Source organism: Marivirga sp., from assembly GCF_035704835.1.
Lineage (GTDB): Bacteria > Bacteroidota > Bacteroidia > Cytophagales > Cyclobacteriaceae > Marivirga.
Genome location: NZ_DASSWQ010000045.1, coordinates 56217 through 75049, shown reverse-complemented (window position 1 = coordinate 75049; position 18833 = coordinate 56217). Strand labels below are relative to the sequence as shown.

At 33.6% G+C, this 18833-nt stretch carries 14 protein-coding genes; all 14 read left to right on the top strand.

Annotated elements, in window-relative coordinates; translation table 11 throughout:
- The first annotated feature begins 150 nt into the window (after positions 1-150).
- The 14 genes from VFM92_RS06970 to VFM92_RS06905 all read left to right on the top strand — a co-directional run bounded on the left by VFM92_RS06970 (position 151) and on the right by VFM92_RS06905 (position 18831).
- On the top strand, positions 151-1977 hold the full coding sequence (locus tag VFM92_RS06970; RefSeq protein ID WP_325121477.1) for a PAS domain S-box protein: 1827 nt from the start codon (positions 151-153) through the stop codon (positions 1975-1977).
- Positions 1978-2068: 91 nt separating this feature from the next.
- On the top strand, positions 2069-3286 hold the full coding sequence (locus VFM92_RS06965; protein WP_325121476.1) for a DEAD/DEAH box helicase: 1218 nt from the start codon (positions 2069-2071) through the stop codon (positions 3284-3286).
- A gap of 17 nt (positions 3287-3303) precedes the next feature.
- Positions 3304-4419 carry a DEAD/DEAH box helicase gene (locus VFM92_RS06960; RefSeq protein WP_325121475.1) on the top strand — a complete coding sequence of 372 codons (1116 nt, stop codon included), beginning with the start codon at positions 3304-3306 and terminating at the stop codon, positions 4417-4419.
- 104 nt (positions 4420-4523) lie between these two features.
- Positions 4524-5543: a tetratricopeptide repeat protein gene (locus VFM92_RS06955; protein WP_325121474.1), complete on the top strand. Its 1020-nt coding sequence runs from the start codon at positions 4524-4526 to the stop codon at positions 5541-5543.
- 73 nt (positions 5544-5616) lie between these two features.
- Positions 5617-6948 carry a signal recognition particle protein gene (gene ffh, locus VFM92_RS06950; protein ID WP_325121473.1) on the top strand — a complete coding sequence of 444 codons (1332 nt, stop codon included), beginning with the start codon at positions 5617-5619 and terminating at the stop codon, positions 6946-6948.
- Between the two features lie 333 nt (positions 6949-7281).
- Positions 7282-8583 (top strand): sensor histidine kinase, encoded by a 1302-nt coding sequence (locus VFM92_RS06945; protein WP_325121472.1) that lies wholly within the window; start codon positions 7282-7284, stop codon positions 8581-8583.
- A 140-nt stretch (positions 8584-8723) separates the two neighbouring features.
- On the top strand, positions 8724-9746 hold the full coding sequence (gene holA, locus VFM92_RS06940; RefSeq protein WP_325121471.1) for a DNA polymerase III subunit delta: 1023 nt from the start codon (positions 8724-8726) through the stop codon (positions 9744-9746).
- A gap of 110 nt (positions 9747-9856) precedes the next feature.
- Positions 9857-12922, top strand: coding sequence for a tetratricopeptide repeat protein (locus tag VFM92_RS06935; RefSeq protein ID WP_325121470.1), 3066 nt, complete (start codon positions 9857-9859; stop codon positions 12920-12922).
- Between the two features lies 1 nt (position 12923).
- Positions 12924-14612 carry a hypothetical protein gene (locus VFM92_RS06930; protein ID WP_325121469.1) on the top strand — a complete coding sequence of 563 codons (1689 nt, stop codon included), beginning with the start codon at positions 12924-12926 and terminating at the stop codon, positions 14610-14612.
- Between the two features lie 155 nt (positions 14613-14767).
- Positions 14768-15520 (top strand): SPOR domain-containing protein, encoded by a 753-nt coding sequence (locus VFM92_RS06925; protein WP_325121468.1) that lies wholly within the window; start codon positions 14768-14770, stop codon positions 15518-15520.
- A gap of 11 nt (positions 15521-15531) precedes the next feature.
- On the top strand, positions 15532-16209 hold the full coding sequence (locus VFM92_RS06920) for a MotA/TolQ/ExbB proton channel family protein (RefSeq protein WP_325121467.1): 678 nt from the start codon (positions 15532-15534) through the stop codon (positions 16207-16209).
- A 6-nt stretch (positions 16210-16215) separates the two neighbouring features.
- Positions 16216-16611, top strand: a complete 396-nt coding sequence (locus VFM92_RS06915) for a biopolymer transporter ExbD (RefSeq protein ID WP_325121466.1) — start codon at positions 16216-16218, stop codon at positions 16609-16611.
- Positions 16604-17452 (top strand): hypothetical protein, encoded by an 849-nt coding sequence (locus VFM92_RS06910; RefSeq protein ID WP_325121465.1) that lies wholly within the window; start codon positions 16604-16606, stop codon positions 17450-17452. Before VFM92_RS06915 ends, VFM92_RS06910 begins: the two co-directional genes overlap by 8 nt.
- Positions 17453-17526: 74 nt before the next feature.
- On the top strand, positions 17527-18831 hold the full coding sequence (locus VFM92_RS06905) for a folylpolyglutamate synthase/dihydrofolate synthase family protein (RefSeq protein ID WP_325121464.1): 1305 nt from the start codon (positions 17527-17529) through the stop codon (positions 18829-18831).
- Positions 18832-18833: the final 2 nt, after the last annotated feature.

Genomic DNA, 18833 nt, shown 5'->3' with positions numbered 1-18833 from the left:
AATTTAACAATTTTATAAAAGCCTTGGACACTATTCAAGGCTTTTATTATTTACCCATTCCTAAATGATATAGCTTCATATTTATTTTGAGCTTCGTGTATATAATGAAAATAAAATAGTTTAACTTACATAAGTAACTAAGTAAAATGGATGAATAACCAACCAATTAGAGGCCCAAAAAATAAGGCATTCATATTTTCCACTGCTGTAGGCGTATTTATCGCGATTATTTTTTCTGTTACCATAATCATCAGTTACCAATATTATCAGAAGCAAAAATTTCAACAATTGCAATCTGAGCTCAATTTGGTAACTGAAAACATCAGGAAGATAATGACAAACAGCAATCTCGCTGCTTTTTCTGTTGGATTAACTATTGATCCGGTTAAGGATACTATTACAAATTTCAATTATGTGGCAAGGGAAATCATTCAAAGACATCCATATTTGTTTGGAGTGCAAATATTAAGAAAAGGAGAGATTCAATATGTTTATCCTTATGAGGAGCATAAATCGGTCATTGGTTATGATATTCTTAAAGATTCCAATTCTAATATTGAAGCTCAAAGAGCTATTGATAAGCGAGAAATATATTACGCTGGCCCTTTAGGATTCCAACAAGGTGGAGAAGGTATAATCGGCAGATTACCCATTTATCATAAACAAGATTTTTGGGGATTTTCAGCAGTCTTAATAAGAATGGAAGACTTTTTAAAAGCTTCTGGTATCTCAGATTCAAAAATTAAGAATGTAAGTTTTCAATTATCAAAAATTAATCCTAATTCTGGTCAGGAAGAGTATTTCACATCCAATAAAAGCTTAAGTTCATTATTTTTAGAGTACACTTTTGATGAGGCAGGTTGGAAAATTACGGCCTATTATCAGCAAGATCCGATAATTTATGTCATTATATTTTTATTTGTTTCTCTGGCATTGGCCTCTTCTATTGGCAGTAGTTTGTATACTTATCAATTATTGAAAAAACCTGAAAAACTAGAGTCACTTTTGTCAGAAAAAACAAAACAGATCGCTGAAAATAATGAATATCTGACTTCTATGGTACATGCTATTCCCGATTTGATTTTTATATATGATAAAGAAGGTCGCTACCTTGATTTTCATGCCTATCAACAATCATTATTATTTTATAAGCCAAATGAGTTTATTGGAAAATCTACTTTTGAATTGTTTGAAAAAGAATTTGCTGAAGAAATAGTTGATGCCATTAAAAGAGCAATTGAAAGCAAGAGAATAACAGAAAACTCGTATTATCTGGATTTTAAAGATGGTAGAAAATATTTCGAATCAAGGTACATGGCGATCAATTCATACAAAGTATTGGCAGTGGTAAGAGAAGTAACAGAAAGTAAACTATCCGCTCAAAAGCTTCAGAAAAGCGAGCAAAAATATAGGAATTTAGTCTCTCAGGCTTCTGACGCAATTTTTCTTGCTGACGAAAAAGGTAATTTACTAGAATTGAACGAAATCGGGCACGAATTAACTTGTATCCCTCTTAATATTGACATTCACTTTAATTTGAATGATATTATTCAATTATCTGAAAAAGATGGACAAAAGTTAACGGAAGTTATTCATCAAAATGGAATCATTTTAGAAGAAGCAATTTTGATTTCTTTAGATAATAAAAGAATTCCAGTTGAGATAAGCGGTAAAATAACAGCAGAAAGACAGATTCAAGGCATTATCCGAGATATTTCTGTCAGGAAAAATTTTATTAAATCAATTCAGGTACAGAATGAAAAACTGAGAAAAATAGCATGGATTCAAAGTCATGAAGTGAGAGCTCCACTAGCCAGACTTTTAGGGTTGTTAGATTATTTGGACAGGTATGAACAGACTACTCAGAAGGATAATGCTAAAATTATTGAATCACTCCGAGCCAGTGCAATGGAATTAGATGTTATTATTCGCGATGTCGTAACGCGAACAGAATTAGCAGAAAATTCTACTTCCTAATGGAATCTGCCTAATTTTTAGCTAATTATCCCTTCTATTTCATTACCTTTGATACAAACTGCAAAGTTTCAAATCATTAAAATTAAAGAAATTGGAATTTAAAAATTTAAATTTTCATCCCACGCTAAGCGAAGGTTTGGAGATGATGGGCTTTAAAAAAGCTACCCCCATACAAACAGAAGCTATTCCCAAAATATTAGAAGGCAAAGATTTAATCGCCTGTGCACAAACAGGAACAGGTAAAACAGCAGCTTTTGTTTTACCCATTTTACATAAAATTGCGACTGGTGCGGAATCAAAAGGCGTAAATACACTTATAATTGCCCCAACAAGAGAACTTGTTCAGCAAATTGACCAACAAATAGAAGGTTTTTCTTATTTTACCAATGCGAGTAGTATCGCAATTTATGGTGGTGGCGATGGTGCTGCATGGGAACAACAGAAAAAAGCCATTAGAGCAGGAGTAGATATTTTGGTTGCAACTCCTGGAAGATTGATTGCATTATTAAACTCTAATGAAACGCAATTAAACAATGTGCAGCATTTAATTTTAGATGAAGCCGATAGAATGCTTGATATGGGTTTTCATGATGATATCATGAGAATTGTAAAACAATTGCCTGTAAAAAGACAAACACTTTTGTTTTCGGCTACAATGCCACCTAAAATTAAAAAACTTGCTGGAACAATATTGAATAATCCAGAAGAAATAAGTTTATCCATCTCAAAACCAGCAGCAGGAATTTCTCAAAAAGCATTTTTAACTTATGATGATCATAAAACACCTCTGCTTAAATTTATTTTAGGTTCAGGATTGTATGAAACTGCTATTGTGTTCGCAGGTAAAAAAGACAAAGTAAAAACTTTAGAGCGCGAATTAAAGAACTTAGGGATGACCGTAAAAGCTTTTTCCAGCGACTTGGACCAATCGGAAAGAGAAATCATCATGCGTGATTTTAGATCTAAAAAAGTTCAGGTGTTAATCGGTACTGATATTATTTCCAGAGGGATTGATGTTGAAAATATAAGCCTTGTAGTCAATTATGATGTTCCAGGAGATCCGGAAGATTACGTTCATAGAATTGGTAGAACTGCACGTGCCTCTACTAAAGGAGAAGCCATAACGTTCATAAACGAAATGGACATGGAGAAATTCAATCGTATTGAAGCATTGATTGAAAAATCAGTAATGAAAACGAACAGTTTACCAAGCCAAATAGGTGAGGGACCTGTTTATGAAGAAAATGCCCGAAAAAGAAAACCATCAGGTTTTAAAAAGAAGAAATCTTTCAGAAGGAAGAGTAATTAATTTCAGTAATACAAATCATGACATTTAAAGAATTAGGAATATCAGATAAGCTTATCAAAGGCTTATCTGAACTGAATATAAAGAATCCTACCCGGATTCAAGAGTTAGTGATTAGCCATTTGATGCAAAATACTGGTGATTTAGTAGCACAAGCTCAAACAGGAACTGGTAAAACTGCAGCTTTTGGTTTGCCAATTTTAGAACGAATTAATACGAAAGACGATAAGATTCAGGCTGTAATTTTATCACCTACAAGAGAATTAGCGCAACAGATAAAGCATCAGCTTTTTAAATTCACTAAATTCTCTGATCAGGTATTTATGGAAGTGGTTTTTGGCGGAGAAAAGATAGATAAGCAAATTCAGAATCTTAAAAGACCTACTCAAATCTTAGTAGCCACCCCTGGTAGGCTGTCAGATTTAATTAGAAGAAAAGCTGTTGATATTCGGGAAGCTAAATTGATGGTGTTAGATGAGGCTGATGAAATGTTGAGTATGGGTTTCAAACAGGATTTGGAATTCATCTTAAACACTATGAAGCATCAAAAAGACATTTGGTTGTTTTCTGCTACCATTCCTACGGACATTAAATACATTATTAAGCAATATTTAGATCCTAACGCTAAACAAATTCAAGCTTCAGGAAATGAATTGGTGAATGAAAAAATAATACATCAATACGTTCCATGTGACACTGATGAGAAAATGATGGTGTTAGATTATTTCCTGAAGACGCAAAAGAATGAGCGTGGCATTATCTTTTGTAATACTAAAAACTCAGCCCGAGCACTTCATGAGCAGTTAAATGCCAGGAAAATTCCTACTGGAATTTTGGAAGGTGATATGCATCAAAAAGACAGGGATAAGGAAATGAGAGCTTTCAAGAGTAAAAAAATTGATATGCTTATCGCTACTGATGTTGCTGCCAGAGGAATTGATGTTGCTAATTTAGCGTTTGTGGTTCATTATGAAATCCCTAAGCAAATAGATTATTATATCCATAGAAGCGGCAGAACTGCCAGAGCAGGAAAAACGGGAGTAAGTATGGCACTTTGCACTAAAAATGAAGTCACTCAAATCAAGAAAATTCAGCAGGAGTTAGGTATCAAAATTAAACCAGTGCCATTTGGTTGAGAGACTCTTTTCGGTCTAACCAAGATTCTGAGAATTCTTCATTTAGCGATTATAAGGATTACACCAATAAACCGCAGATTGAAATTTATATTTAGTGAAGAAAAATGAAAAATTATATTCTATTTATTTTTTTATTGGTTTTTGTTGCTTGTTCTACAAAGGAACAGCGACAAGAAAGCTTGATTGAGAAAGGATATCAATCTTTGGATAAAGGTCAAACCAAGCAAGCTTTCAATTATTTTGAGAGTGCTATTGACATCAATAGTGAAAATGCTTCTGCCTGGAATGGTTTGGGCGTAACACATTATCAAGATGGATATCCTTATGAAGCTGTTCAGGCTTTTGGAAAAGCTTTGCAATATAAGCCTGATTATACACGTGCTTATTATAACAGAAGTAATGCTTTTTATCAAACCGGGGAGTATTACAGAGCACTTGATGATCTGGAACCCGTTTTGAAAGCATATCAAGATTCAGCTTTTGCTCATTTAGCGAAAGGATTGGCACTGGTAGGCTTAGAGAATTATAAAGAAGCAGAAAAATCGTTTTTAATAGGATTGGAACTTGATGCCTCAAATTCTGAAATTCAAACTAATTTAGCGGCCGTTGCCTATTATCAGAAAGAATATGAAACTGCGATTAAATATCTTGATGAAGCATTAGAACTAAATCCAAAAGAAGCGAATGCCTGGAACTTACTTGCTCTGGTTCAGTCTGAGCGGAAAAATTTTGAAAAGGCACTTAAATCAGTGAATGAAGCAATTGCAATCCAGGCTGGTCAACCTTATTTTTTAAATAATAGAGGGTATATTTATACTTTTTTAGGTCAATATGACCAAGCGTATGCAGATTTAAGAAAAAGTATAGTGACGGATGAGAAGAATCCATTTGTTTACAGAAATTTAGGTATTTTGGCACTCAAAAAGGAAGATTATACGGAAGCTGTTCGACAATTAGAAAATGCCTTAAGCAAGAGAAATGATTTGCCTTCTACTCATTTTTATTTAGGAGAAGCATTACGTTTAAATAATCAAATGAAGGAAGCCTGTGTTGCTTATCAGAAATCTGCTCAATTTAAAGATTTAGAAGGCATGGAGGCATATAAGAAATACTGCAATGATTAGCATTCAAAACCGTTAATTCTTCGGAATAAAACAATAAATTAATTACTTTTGCCCAAAATTTATCCATTAAGATATGTTCGATAACCTCAGTTATAAATTAGATCGCGCTTTTAAAACCCTGAAAGGTCAGGGACAAATTACTGAAGTAAACGTTGCTACTACGGTAAAGGAAATCAGAAGAGCATTGGTTGATGCCGATGTGAATTTCAAAGTAGCTAAAGAAGTTACCGATAGAATTAAGGAAGAAGCTTTAGGACGAGATGTTTTAATATCCGTTTCCCCAGGTCAGCTTTTGGTGAAAATTACTCAGGAAGAGTTAGCCAAAATGATGGGAGAGAAGCAAGAGGATATTAAAATTGAGGGTTCTCCGGCCACAATATTAATTTCTGGTCTGCAAGGTTCTGGTAAAACTACTTTTTCGGGGAAATTAGCCAATAGGTTAAAGAAGCAAGGAAAGCAAGTCCTACTAGCTGCCTGTGATATTTATAGACCTGCCGCTATCGACCAATTAAAGGTTTTAGGGGAGCAAATAGGAGTTGAGGTCTATGCAGAACCGGATAATAAAGATGCTGTTAAAATTGCTAATAATGCGATTAAATACGCCAAAGCAAATGGCAAAAGTGTTGTTATTGTAGATACAGCTGGTCGTTTGGCAGTAGATGAAACCATGATGAAGGAAATTGCAAGCTTGAAAAAAGAGCTTAATCCTTCTGAGACCTTATTTGTAGTGGATTCCATGACTGGTCAGGATGCGGTTAACACGGCAAAGACCTTTAATGAACAACTTAATTTTGATGGAGTTGTCTTAACTAAATTAGACGGTGATACGCGTGGTGGTGCTGCTTTATCTATTCGAAATGTTGTAGAAAAACCTATCAAGTTTGTCAGCAGTGGCGAGAAAATGGATGCCATAGACCTATTCTATCCAGACAGGATGGCACAAAGGATTCTAGGCATGGGTGATGTGGTTTCCTTGGTGGAGAAAGCTCAGGAAACTTTTGACCAGGAAGAAACAAACCGACTCTCTAAAAAAATCCGAAAAAACCAGTTTGACTTTGAAGATTTCCTTTCTCAATTGCAGCAGATTAAGAAGATGGGAAATGTAAAAGACCTATTGGGAATGTTACCAGGTATGGGTAAGCAAATTAAGGATTTGGATATTGATGATGATGCCTTCAAGCCGGTAGAAGCTATTATTCGCTCGATGACCAAAGACGAAAGAACTAACCCAGAATTGATGAATGCAAGCCGAAAGCAAAGAATAGCTACAGGTAGTGGAACATCAGTACAAGAAATTAACAATCTTCTCAAGCAATTTAAAGATATGCGGAAGATGATGAAAACCATGAATAAGATGAGTGGAAGCAAAAGAGGTTTAGCTGGTTTTAATCCATTTGGAAAATAATTCTTCAAAAAAATTAATTTTATTACATTATTATAAAGTTTATTTTCACGGAGTCTGATAATATTTAAATAATATTGTCAGGCTTTTTTTTTGGTCTAGAATTCTAAGAGGCTAATTTTCAAGTAAATAGACTATTTCTTTTAAGAATTAATATAATTAAAAGTAAATACATTGAATTTATATATAATCTTTTCTTGTTTTTAAATTAATTATTTTATTAAATTGACACTTGAATTAAATAAGTGTAAAACACTGATAACTAAAGTGTTTTGAGAAAAATAGAAATCTATTAAACTTTTTATCATTAATAGTATTATACTAAGACGGGTGTTTGTGAAAAACTATTTCAACTATTCTATTATTTTTATTGTCATTAGCTTTTTGCTATTGATAGCAGTGCAGCCTATTGAGGCTTCTTCTGCTGGAAATAGTCATTCAGCTATTATAAAGATCTCATTACTGAATTATATTTTCGACACTGATTCTCAAAACCTTACAAATACCCTTCAAGCAATATCATTCGGATTATTAGGTTTTGGAATACTGGGAATTGCCTTTAGTTTTATCAATTTAGGCTCTAAAAGGATTAGAAGACACAATGACTATTTAGAATCTTTAGTAAAAGACAGAACTCGTAATTTAGAAGAAAAGCACAATCAATTAAAAGCGCAAAACGATGCGTACAAAGAAGCGCTATCTCTTATTCAAGAGCAAAAAGAGGAAATAGAAACTGCTCAACAGGATCTGCTTCAAAAAAATAGAGATGTTACAGAAGCATTTGAAGAAATTCAATCGCAAAATGAATTATTAGATCATGAGCGTAATAAATTAGAGCAAGCCAAAAGAATTATTCAGGAGCAAAATAAGAAATTAATGAATATTGCTCGAAATCTTGATCAGCAAGTACAGGAAAGGACAATGGAGCTTTCCAAGAGTAATAGTTTGCTTGTGGATAAAAATAAGGAATTAGATGAATTCATCTATAAGTCTGCTCATGATTTAAGAGGACCTATTGCTCGCTTTAAAGGACTGAGTCAACTTATAAGGATGGAATATGAGCAAGATAATGATATTTCAGTTCATTTGAACCATTTAAACCAATCTGCTAATCACATGGACAATATGCTTAAGAGATTAAGCAACGTTTATGAAATTAGTGCAAGACCCATAAGCTCACAAAATATTGCACTTGATATCATTTTAGACTCTGTTTTTGACAGATTAAAAGAAGAAGAAAACCTTGAAAACGTTTCTGTGGAAATTGAGAATAAAATTGACCATCCAATTCAAATCGACCCAAGCTTACTTCATTTAATTTTAAAGAATTTAATTGGTAATGCAGTCCGTTTCTATGATCCATTAAAATTAAAGAAATGGGTAAAAGTAACCATTGAGATGTTAGATAAACAGCTTGTGATCAGTGTAAAAGATAATGGACTCGGAATTAAGAAAGAGCAAAGAGAAAATATATTTAATCTATTCTATGTGGGGTCTGAATTACCAAAAGGACCTGGACTTGGATTATACATTTGTAAAATTATCACCAAAAAATTAAACGGGGATATTACCTTAAATTATTCAGAGGTAGGAAAAGAAACAGAATTCAAAACCACCATTCCTATTTCCGTTGGATAGGTAGTAATTTTTTTGAAGCTCAGCATTACCTTATTTCCGTGCATAAACACCTATAATTTTTTAGGACTATTCTTAAAAACCCTTTTTAATTTCGATTCAACAAGCGGATAGATTATATTCGCACCATATCATCAATTTATATGGCAAAATCAGCAGAGCAAATATTGGCAGATCTAAAGAAAGGCAATTATGCCCCTGTCTATTTTCTTCATGGAGAAGAGCCTTATTTCATAGATTTGATTAGTAATTACATTGAAAAAAATGGATTAGATGAAAGTGAGAAAGGTTTTAATCAGCAAATTTTATACGGTAAAGATGTAAGGCTAGACCAAGTGGTTTCTGCATCACGTTCCTTTCCCATGATGGGGCAGAGGCAAATAATTATTGTTAAGGAGGCTCAAAATCTGGGAGAATTTACGGATAGTGACTTTGACTTTACAATGTTTGAGAATTATTTGAAAAGCCCTCAACCTTCAACAGTATTAGTTTTCTGTTACAAACACAAAAAGCTTGATAAACGAAAGAAGATACTTAAAACCCTCGATCAATATACCGTTTTACTGGAATCCAATAAGATTTATGAAAATAAGGTGCCTGATTGGATTCAAAATTATGTGAGTTCAAAAGGACATAAAATTAATAGGCAAGCTTTATTACTCCTGACTGAATATATCGGTAACAATCTAGAAAGACTTTCAAATGAGATAGATAAGGTCTTGGTAAATTTTTCGCCTCCCACAGAAATTAATGAAACTTTAATTCAGGAATATGTCGGAATCAATAAAGATTTCAATATTTTCGAACTTCAGAATGCTATAGTTAAGGGAGATGCTTTACGAGCAAATCGAATTATCAATTATTTTGCGTCAGATCCTAAAAACCACCCTGCAGTGGTCAATATTGCATTTTTGCACGCTTTTTTCACTAAAGTACTGCTCATCCATCATTCTTCAGATAAAAGTGAAAGAGGAGTGGCTTCTGCTGCTGGGGTGAGTCCATTCTTTGCTAAGGATTATTTATCTGCAAGCAGGCGGTATAATTTAAATAAGACCATTCAAAATCTAGCCTACATATTTCAAGCAGATTTAATGTTTAAAGGGGTCAATGCCAATATTAATGAAGCGCAATTAATGAAAGAATTGGTATACAAATTGATGCACTGAAGAAATAATTGAATAAATATTCAGTTATTTAACTTTAAGCGCGTTAAATAAAAAATTAAACCTATCAGGTTTAAATCATAAATTATTGAACAAGATATATCGTCATCAGAATGAATAAAAAAATTCTAATTATAGGAATCATTTTTCTATCTCCATTTTCCTTATTGAGTCAATATGCATTTGTGAATACTCAAGCCAGCGAAATCTATCAGGAAGGAATAGATTTATTCGAGCAAAAACAGTATGCTGCAGCACAAAATAAATTTGAAGATTATCAAAACCATGCTGATCAAGAGATGCTTAAAGCACGAAATGCTGAATATTACAGTGCTATCATAGCTATCTATCTTTATCAGAATAATGGTGAAGACCGCATCAAATCATTTGTTGAGTCTAATCCTACACATCCTAAAGCTTTGGAAGCTTACTACGAATTAGGCAATTTCTATTTCAGAGAGAAGAATTTTGCCAAAGCTATTCAGTATTATGAGAAAACAAAAGCGGAAAATTTGAGAGGAAATGATAAGTTACATTATCAATTTAAAATTGCTTATTCATATTTCAGTAGAAGAGCTTTTAATGAAGCATTACCTTATTTCAATAGATTAAAGAGAAATGATAATCAATATCAATCGGCAGCGAATTACTACTCAGGATACATTTTATTCGAGCAAAAAGAATATGATGAAGCGCTAATTGATTTAAAAAAGGCTGCTGAAAATGATACTTATAAAGTTTCAACAGCTAATATGCTGGCCAATATTTATTACCAAAGAGATCAATATCAAATGTTAATTGATTATGCTGAAGATTTACTTCCACGCTTAAACAGGCTGGAAGCTCTCAATATCAAATTATTGATTGCAGATGCATACTTCAAACAAAATAAGTATAAAGAAGCAAATAAGTACTTCGAAGAATATAGAAGCGAAAATAAAAGCAAAATGGATAGAGAATTACTCTATCGAATGGGATATGTTGCTTATCAATTAAAGGATTATGAAGAAGCCATAAAACTTTTTGAGGAAGTTGGTATAGCAAAAGATACGCTTTCACAATATAATGCTTATTATTTAGGAGGTTTATATCTCAAGAAGGAGAATTATAGATTTGCTGCAAATGCCTATGAACAAGCAAAACTCTTAAACTTTAATAAAGAGATAGCAGAAGAAAGTCACTTTCAATTAGCAAAATTGAATTTAAGACAAGGAAATACGGCTAGTGCAGTTGCAGAACTATCATCCTTTATTGAAAATTATCCTAATAGCAGCTATTTGACTCAAGCTAATGAGTTATTGAGCGAGGCATATTTAAACTCTAATGCATACGATCAAGCCATTCAATTTTTAGAATCCATTGATAATAAATCTTTAAAATTGAAAGTAGCTTATCAAAAAGTGACGTTCTATCAGGGAGCCGAATTTTTCAATCAGGCCAATTATTATCGGGCCATGCAGTTATTCCAGAAATCTGTGAAATTTCCCCAAAATAAGGCACTTTTAGGAGAGACGTATTTTTGGATGGGAGAGTCTTTCTCTACCGGAAAGAAATACAAAGAAGCAATATCTTCCTATGAAAAATCACTAAGAAATAGCACCAGCTCTAATGAATGGTATGCAAACCTGAATTACGGACTTGCACATGCTTATTATAACGACAAGCAATTTGAAAAATCATTACAGTATTTTAAAGAGTATTTGAAAAACGGAAAATCAGCCACCTATTATCAGGATGCTGTGATTCGTTTGGCGGATTGTTATTATGTAACCAAAAATTATCAATTAGCAATTAACTATTACCAAAAAGCTATAGATGAAAGAAACGCCAATATTGATTATGCTTATTTTCAAAAAGGAGTCGTTAACAGTATAAATGATGAAAATAAACTAGCCAATCAGAGTTTTGATAAAGTAATTAACGATTATCCTAACTCAAAGTACTATGACAATGCCATTTTTCAAAAAGCCCAATTAGCATTTGAATCTGGTCAATATGAACAGGCAATAAGCGGTTTTTCTAATTTATTGAAAAACCTACCCCAGAGTCCGTTACGTCCTTATGCATATTCTAAAAGAGCCTTGGCGAATTTCAATTTGCAGCAATACGAAAAAACGGAAGAAGATTATAAAATGATACTACAAAATTACCTAACACATTCTACTGCCAATGGTGCTTTAGCTGGATTGCAGGAGTTGTATTCCATCATGAATAAAGAAGGTGATTTAGACCAGTATTTAACAGCTTATAAGAATGCAAATCCAAATGATGGAGAAGTTACTAAAATCGAATTTGATGCAGCACAGTCTTTATATTTCAATCAGAAGTATGATAGAGCCATTGCTGCTTTTCAAGCGTATATTGAAAATTACCCTGAGCAGTCCGTCACAGCTGAGGCTAAATATTATTTAGCAGATTCCTATTACAGGAATAATCAATTTGATGAAGCGCTATCTCTATTTTATGAGGTTGTAGAAAATAATAATACATCTTTTAGTAAGCGTTCCATTCAAAAGATTGCAGAAATTGAATTGGAGAATCAAGAGTTTGATAAGGCACGTTTGTATTTTACTAAACTATTAGATCAGGCAGAAAATAAGAAAGATACCTACAATGCCTACACGGGCTTGCTTGAAATAGCCAAAGCAAAATCAGATTATAGTAAGATGATTATGTATGCCGATTTGATCTTAGAAAAAGCAGCAATAAATGCGAATGTCATCAATGAAGCATATTTAAATAAAGGTATGGCCAATTACAATCAAGGCAAATATGCTGACGCTAAGGTAAGCTTCCAAAAAGCAGTAGAAGCCGCAAAAGATGAATATGCTGCTGAATCTCAATACATGATTGCTTTAATGCAAAATAACTCAAAGGAATACCAAGAGTCTATTAACACCCTATTTGAACTCAATAAAATTTTTGGTTCTTATCCACAGTGGTTAGGAAAATCCTTCTTACTGATTGCCGATAATTATTATAGCATGGGTGAGATTTTTCAAGCTAAAGCGACTTTAAATTCTATAATAGAAAATGCTGAATCTAAAGTACTGAAGGATGAAGCCCAATTAAAGCTAGATAAAATTGAAAAAGAAGAAGGTTCTGAATTACAACAGGATAGTACCCAAAATACGGTTAAAATGGAAGAAGTAATTGAAAACGATTCAACTAAAAATTAATATGCTGAAATATATTTTTATCATCATTTTTTTACTTCCGATTGCCGTTTTCGGTCAGGATAATTGGAATCAGGAAGGAGATTTAGAGGATTCTCAGATAATAATTGAGAAAAACCGAAAGATTGATTTACCCAGAATCAATCGAGATTTTAGAAAAGTGCCTGAAATCAAAACAAATCAGTCACCAATTGATGTGGAGTTCAATTCAAGGCAATTTGTTCCTAACTTAACTAATTTATCTCCACGAATTCGTGTATTGACCATTCAAGATGAAAAATTGGAAAAGCTTTACGCTAATCAAGTAAAAATTGGGGGTGGAAATTATGGAGCTTCCTATTTAGAAGGAAACTTTGCAAGTAAAAGAAGTAAAAATAAAAGTTATGGACTTAATGTATATCATCAAAGCTATGCTAACGGGCCGATAGATGGTCGAAATTCTGGATCGGGCTATCAAAAAGTAAATCCTTATGGCAAATTGATTTTTCGCAAGGCGGTGCTCAATGCAGAAGCTTTTTATGAAAGACATAATAATTATTTATATGGATATGATACAGCTTTATACGCAGAAGTTGATAGAGATTCTTTGCAACGTACTTTTCACACAGTAGGAGCAAAAATTTCACTCGAAGACATCAATAATATGAGCAATTATCATTACAAGTTAGATTTAGATGCCTATCAGTTATTTACCAATTTTGGTAATACTGAATTTTCATTTGATTACGATTTTCAAAATAGATTTCAAATTAATGATGAATGGACCTTTTATCTAAATTCTGATGGTTATATCAGTAATCTGAAGTTTGATGAGCTCGATTCAGCTCAAAATAGAAATCTTCTACGATTTAAGCCAGGAGTGAATTTTGAAAGGGAGAAAATCAAGATAAGATTAGGATTTAATGCTGTTCACGAAAATGACACCTTAAAAGGCATGAATCAATTGCATATTTATCCTGATATGATGGTCTCTTATATGCCATTTAATAAAATGAAAGTTTTTGGTGGAATAAAGGGAGATGTTAGGGCAAATCGATACAGAGATTTCTTGATGGAAAATCCATATTTAGATAATACAATAAATGTATACAACACACTTATGCCATTTCAGTTTTATGGTGGCGTGACTGGCTCCTTAAAAAGCCTATTAGGTTATGAGCTAGGGTTTAGTGTTTCATCAGTTCGTCATAATTTTGGTTATCAGGCAGTTTATAGCGAAAGTCAAGGCGAAATACGGTACAGTCCACAATATTTTAATCAAAATAATACTGAATCAAACATTTATGCTTCTCTTTCTTCCACTATTAATAGTTTAAAAATCGATTTGAGAGGGGATTATTTTTATTATAATGTAGGGGATGTGGAGCTAATGCCATTTCGACCTAATTTCCGACTGAAATTTAATTCTGATTATTGGGTGGCAAATAAATTAAAGATTGGAATAAATGCTCATTTACAAGGGAGTATGAATAATTCAAACACTTTTATTCGGGAAAATGCGAATTATTCATTCAATGTAGATGAAGCCATACCACCAATCTATGATTTAGGAATAAAATTAGGCTACCAATTAAGCAATCGAAGTCAGGTTTTCTTACATGCTAATAACCTGATAGCCAATAAATACGAGTATTATTTAGGGTATCCTAACCGAGGATTTCAAATTTTAGGGGGGCTCACATATTCATTTTAATGTTTTTAATATCAATATTTGACATTATATTTGATACTTGTAGTTAATACTATTTAGTATTGAATATTGATTTTATTGAAAAATAATAGTTTATTGATAAAGTATTATGATTTTTTAATACTTTTAAGCTAGAGAAAACCTTAAATTACCAGAATATGGCCAAAAAGGACAAAAAAGACGAAGAGTATAAAGACGAGAACTTACATAACAAGCCTGAGCAGGATGATGAAGATTTCGGACTTCCAGATTTAGATGATGAAAATGAATCAAAGTCTTCTGATGATTTTGATTCAGATGAAGTTGCAGAAGACGAAACTTCTTTTGATACCTCTGAAACATCACAAGCTTCGTATACTTCAAGTACTGAAGAAGAAGTAGAATATGATTCCAATCCTTTCGGAGATGAAGAAGAAACAGCTGAAGAAAGACCTGTTTCTACCTATACACCACCAAAGAAACAATCAGCTGCACCTATTATCATCACTTTTTCGATAATAATAATTATCGCGGTTGGTTTAGTTTACTATTTTTTCCTTCGAGAACCTAAAAAGGAAGTAGTGCAAGAACCAGAAAAAGATACATCAGCTTATGTTGTTGAAAAACCTGTTGAGCCAGAACCAGAAGTTATGGAACCAGAAGAACCAATAATTGGAGAAGTGAATACACTAAATTCAAGAACTGGTCGTTCGTATGTTGTCGTGGGAAGTTTTTTCGATGACGATTTAGCTAGAGACTATGCTGATAAGCTTATTAAAAGCGGAACTAATGTTTATATTATTCCCCCTTTTGGTAAAAGCAAATTCAATAGAGTAGCAATTGAAGAGACAGATAGTTTTGCGAAGGCAAGTACTAGAGCAACAGAATTGGCAGGACAATATAAAGAACAACCTTGGCCATTGAAATATTGATTTTTTAAAATATGACACTATTACAAGTTACCACCGTTGCAGATTCTGCTATGGTAAACGCTTCGGACAGTAGCGTTAATTTGTTCGACTTACTTTTAAAAGGGGGATATGTTATGATTCCCCTTTTGTTATTATCGGCAGCCGCAATTGCAATTTTTGTGGAGCGCGTTTTAACAATTAAGAAAGCATCTAAAACTCCTTCTGGCTTATTAAGTCAGGTTAAATCATTAGTATCTAATGGTAAAATTGATGAAGCCAAGATAATGTGCTCTCAAAATGAGACGCCTATCGCAAAAATGTTGGAAAAAGGAATTTCAAGAATAGGAAGCCCGCTTAAAAACATTGAGGTTTCAATCGAAAATGTAGGGAAGATTGAAATCTACAAGCTGGAGAAGAATTTATCTTTATTGGCTACTATTTCTGGTGCAGCTCCCATGATTGGTTTCCTAGGAACCGTAACTGGAATGATCCAGGCTTTTATAGCAATTGCACAGGAGGAAGGTTCGGTCAGCCCGAAATTGCTTTCAGAAGGTATTTACGAAGCTATGATTACCACTGCATTTGGTTTAACTGTGGGTATTATTGCGTATTTAGGTTATAATTATTTAGTGACGCAAGTGCAGAAGGTTATTCACAAAATGGAATTTACCTCCGTTGAATTTATTGATTTACTTCAAGAACCTAAATAAGGGATTATGTCATTGAAATCTAGAAATCAGGTTGACCCAGCATTTAGTATGTCTTCTATGACAGATATTATATTTCTGTTGTTAATCTTCTTTATGCTGACTTCATCCTTCATAACCCCCTCAGGCTTACCGGTTAATTTGCCTTCAAGCAAATCGACTAGCATTGTAATGCAAAAAGTTAGTGTTACCATCACTAAAGACATGCTTTATTTCGTTAATGATAAAAGAGTAGCAGTTTCGGATTTGGAAACAGCCATTAAAAGAGAGCTAAGAAATGCAGATGAAGGAGTGGTCGTTTTACATATTGATAAGAGTGTTCCAACGGAACATCTAGTCAAAGTTGCCGGAATAGCTGCATCATTAAAAGCTAAAGTGTCTATTGCAGCACAACCAAATGAATGATATTGCACATAGCGAAAAGAAAAATCGGATAATAGGAATATCTGTTTCCGTAGGGCTACATATTGTATTGCTCCTTTTATTCCTATGGGTTACTGCGTGGAAAGAACCCTATCCACCTATGCCAGAATACGGAATTGAGTTAAATATAGGAATGGACAATAGCGGTTCAGGAATTGAACCTGTTGCTGGTGAGGAAGCAGAAGAAGTAGAAGAAACTCCCGTAGAAGAAGTTGAGGAAGTGATAGAGGAAGAAATTCAAGAGACCAATGAAGCTCAAACAGAACAAATAATCGAAGAGGTAACAGAAGCGGCTGAAGACGCAGTCGATGAAGCAGTTACGGATGTGGAGTCTCCAGTAAATGTGAAAGAAATTCCTAAAAAAGCGACAAAAGAAACACCTGCGAAAGAAGAAATTCAAAAGGTAAAAGAAAAACCCCAAGCTGACCCAAATGCTCTTTTTCCTGGAAAAAGCAGTTCTCAAGGTGAAACTAATGACGACACGGGCGACCAAGGCAATCCTGAAGGTAAAGTAGAGGCAGACGCGATGATGGGACCTTTGGGAGGTGGAAACGGTAGTAAATTGGATATGTCGGGCTGGAAATGGGATTCTCCACCAAGACCAAATGACCCTACCCAGCAAAGCGGGAAAATTGTGTTCGAAATTAGAGTGGATGATAATGGTGAAGTTATTTCTGTTAGAGTTATTGAAACTACTGTTTCCGCTGATTTGGTGAAAATTTACCAAGATGAAGTAGCAAAATTATCTTTTAGCCGTACTTCTGGAGGTAAAACAGCTCCTTTATCTAAAGGAACCATTACCTTTTTGATTCGCTCGAATTAAAGAAAATCTTAGCAATTCACGAGTTATTAATGAGTTGCTGGTCAAAATCAAATTAAATTTTAGAATGCTAATAAATGATGACATATCAAGAAGCAGAAGCTTTTTTATTTGAACAGTTACCTATGTTTCAGAGAGTTGGAGGCGCTGCTTATAAAAAAGATTTGCACAATACAGTCTCCTTATTACAATCCTTAGGTAACCCACATTTGAATAAAAAATTTATACATGTAGCCGGAACCAATGGAAAAGGGAGTACTTCTTCTTTTTTAGCTTCTATTCTGAAGGAATCAGGATATAAAACTGGACTTTATACTTCTCCTCATCTTAAAAGCTTTACGGAGCGAATGAGGATAAATGGAATTCCAATTTCAAATGATGAGGTTATTCAATATGTGGAAAAATTTAAGCCTATCATTGAAGAATTAAAACCTTCTTTTTTTGAATTGACAACAGCCATGGCTTTTGATTACTTTGCTAAGGAAGAAGTTGATATTGCTGTAATAGAAGTTGGCATGGGAGGTAGGTTGGATTGTACTAATATAATTCAGCCAGAGGTATCTATTATCACGCAAATAGGGCTGGACCATCAACAATTTTTAGGTAATACCCTTGAGGAAGTTTCAAGGGAAAAAGCAGGTATTATAAAAGAAAAAACCTCAATAGTCTGTTCAGTATTAGAAAGTGAACTCAAGTTAATCATTAAAGAGGTAGCTGAAAGTAAAAATGCACCATTTTTTGATAGTAGTGAAAAGTATAAAATCGAAGTAATTGAGGAGTCTGTTCCTAACTGGAAATTTTCTGCCAAAAGCTTGACGAATTACAAACTTATGGAGTTTGAATCTGGCTTATCTGCATCTTACCAAATACAAAATCTTACTAGTGTTTTCACTGCACTAGATATTTTAAAGGCAAAGGGATATTCTATATCTGAGGAAAATGTAAAAAACGGTTTAAAAAATGTAATTGATAATTCCGGTATAAAAGGGAGATGGCAACATATTGTGAATGATAAATCTCAGGCAAGAATTATTGCAGATACAGGTCACAATATTACCGCTTTCGAACATCTGATTAAGATGTTGGAAAAGGAGGATTTTGAGCAATTACATGTTGTATTTGCCACCGTTAATGATAAAAAATTAGAAGGCGTTTTGGAATTACTGCCCAAAAGTGCTCTTTACTATTTTACGCAGGCCAATATTCCGCGTGCCTTAGATGCCGCTGAATTGAAAGCAATATCCAGTCAATATGGTTTAGAAGGTGATTCTTATCCGTCAGTAGTAAAAGCTTTCGAAACTGCTCAAAAAAATGCAACAGATAAGGACTTAATATTTGTAGGAGGTTCTACCTTTGCAGTGGCGGAAATTCCCAATTTGTAAGA

Excerpts from the sequence above, each read along its gene's own strand:
- VFM92_RS06970 (WP_325121477.1), top strand. The coding sequence starts at position 151 with ATGAATAACCAACCAATTAGAGGCCCAAAAAATAAGGCATTCATATTT.
- VFM92_RS06960 (WP_325121475.1), top strand. The coding sequence starts at position 3,304 with ATGACATTTAAAGAATTAGGAATATCAGATAAGCTTATCAAAGGCTTA.
- VFM92_RS06955 (WP_325121474.1), top strand. The coding sequence starts at position 4,524 with ATGAAAAATTATATTCTATTTATTTTTTTATTGGTTTTTGTTGCTTGT.
- ffh (WP_325121473.1), top strand. The coding sequence starts at position 5,617 with ATGTTCGATAACCTCAGTTATAAATTAGATCGCGCTTTTAAAACCCTG.
- holA (WP_325121471.1), top strand. The coding sequence starts at position 8,724 with ATGGCAAAATCAGCAGAGCAAATATTGGCAGATCTAAAGAAAGGCAAT.
- VFM92_RS06935 (WP_325121470.1), top strand. The coding sequence starts at position 9,857 with ATGAATAAAAAAATTCTAATTATAGGAATCATTTTTCTATCTCCATTT.
- VFM92_RS06930 (WP_325121469.1), top strand. The coding sequence starts at position 12,924 with ATGCTGAAATATATTTTTATCATCATTTTTTTACTTCCGATTGCCGTT.
- VFM92_RS06925 (WP_325121468.1), top strand. The coding sequence starts at position 14,768 with ATGGCCAAAAAGGACAAAAAAGACGAAGAGTATAAAGACGAGAACTTA.
- VFM92_RS06920 (WP_325121467.1), top strand. The coding sequence starts at position 15,532 with ATGACACTATTACAAGTTACCACCGTTGCAGATTCTGCTATGGTAAAC.
- VFM92_RS06915 (WP_325121466.1), top strand. The coding sequence starts at position 16,216 with ATGTCATTGAAATCTAGAAATCAGGTTGACCCAGCATTTAGTATGTCT.
- VFM92_RS06910 (WP_325121465.1), top strand. The coding sequence starts at position 16,604 with ATGAATGATATTGCACATAGCGAAAAGAAAAATCGGATAATAGGAATA.
- VFM92_RS06905 (WP_325121464.1), top strand. The coding sequence starts at position 17,527 with ATGATGACATATCAAGAAGCAGAAGCTTTTTTATTTGAACAGTTACCT.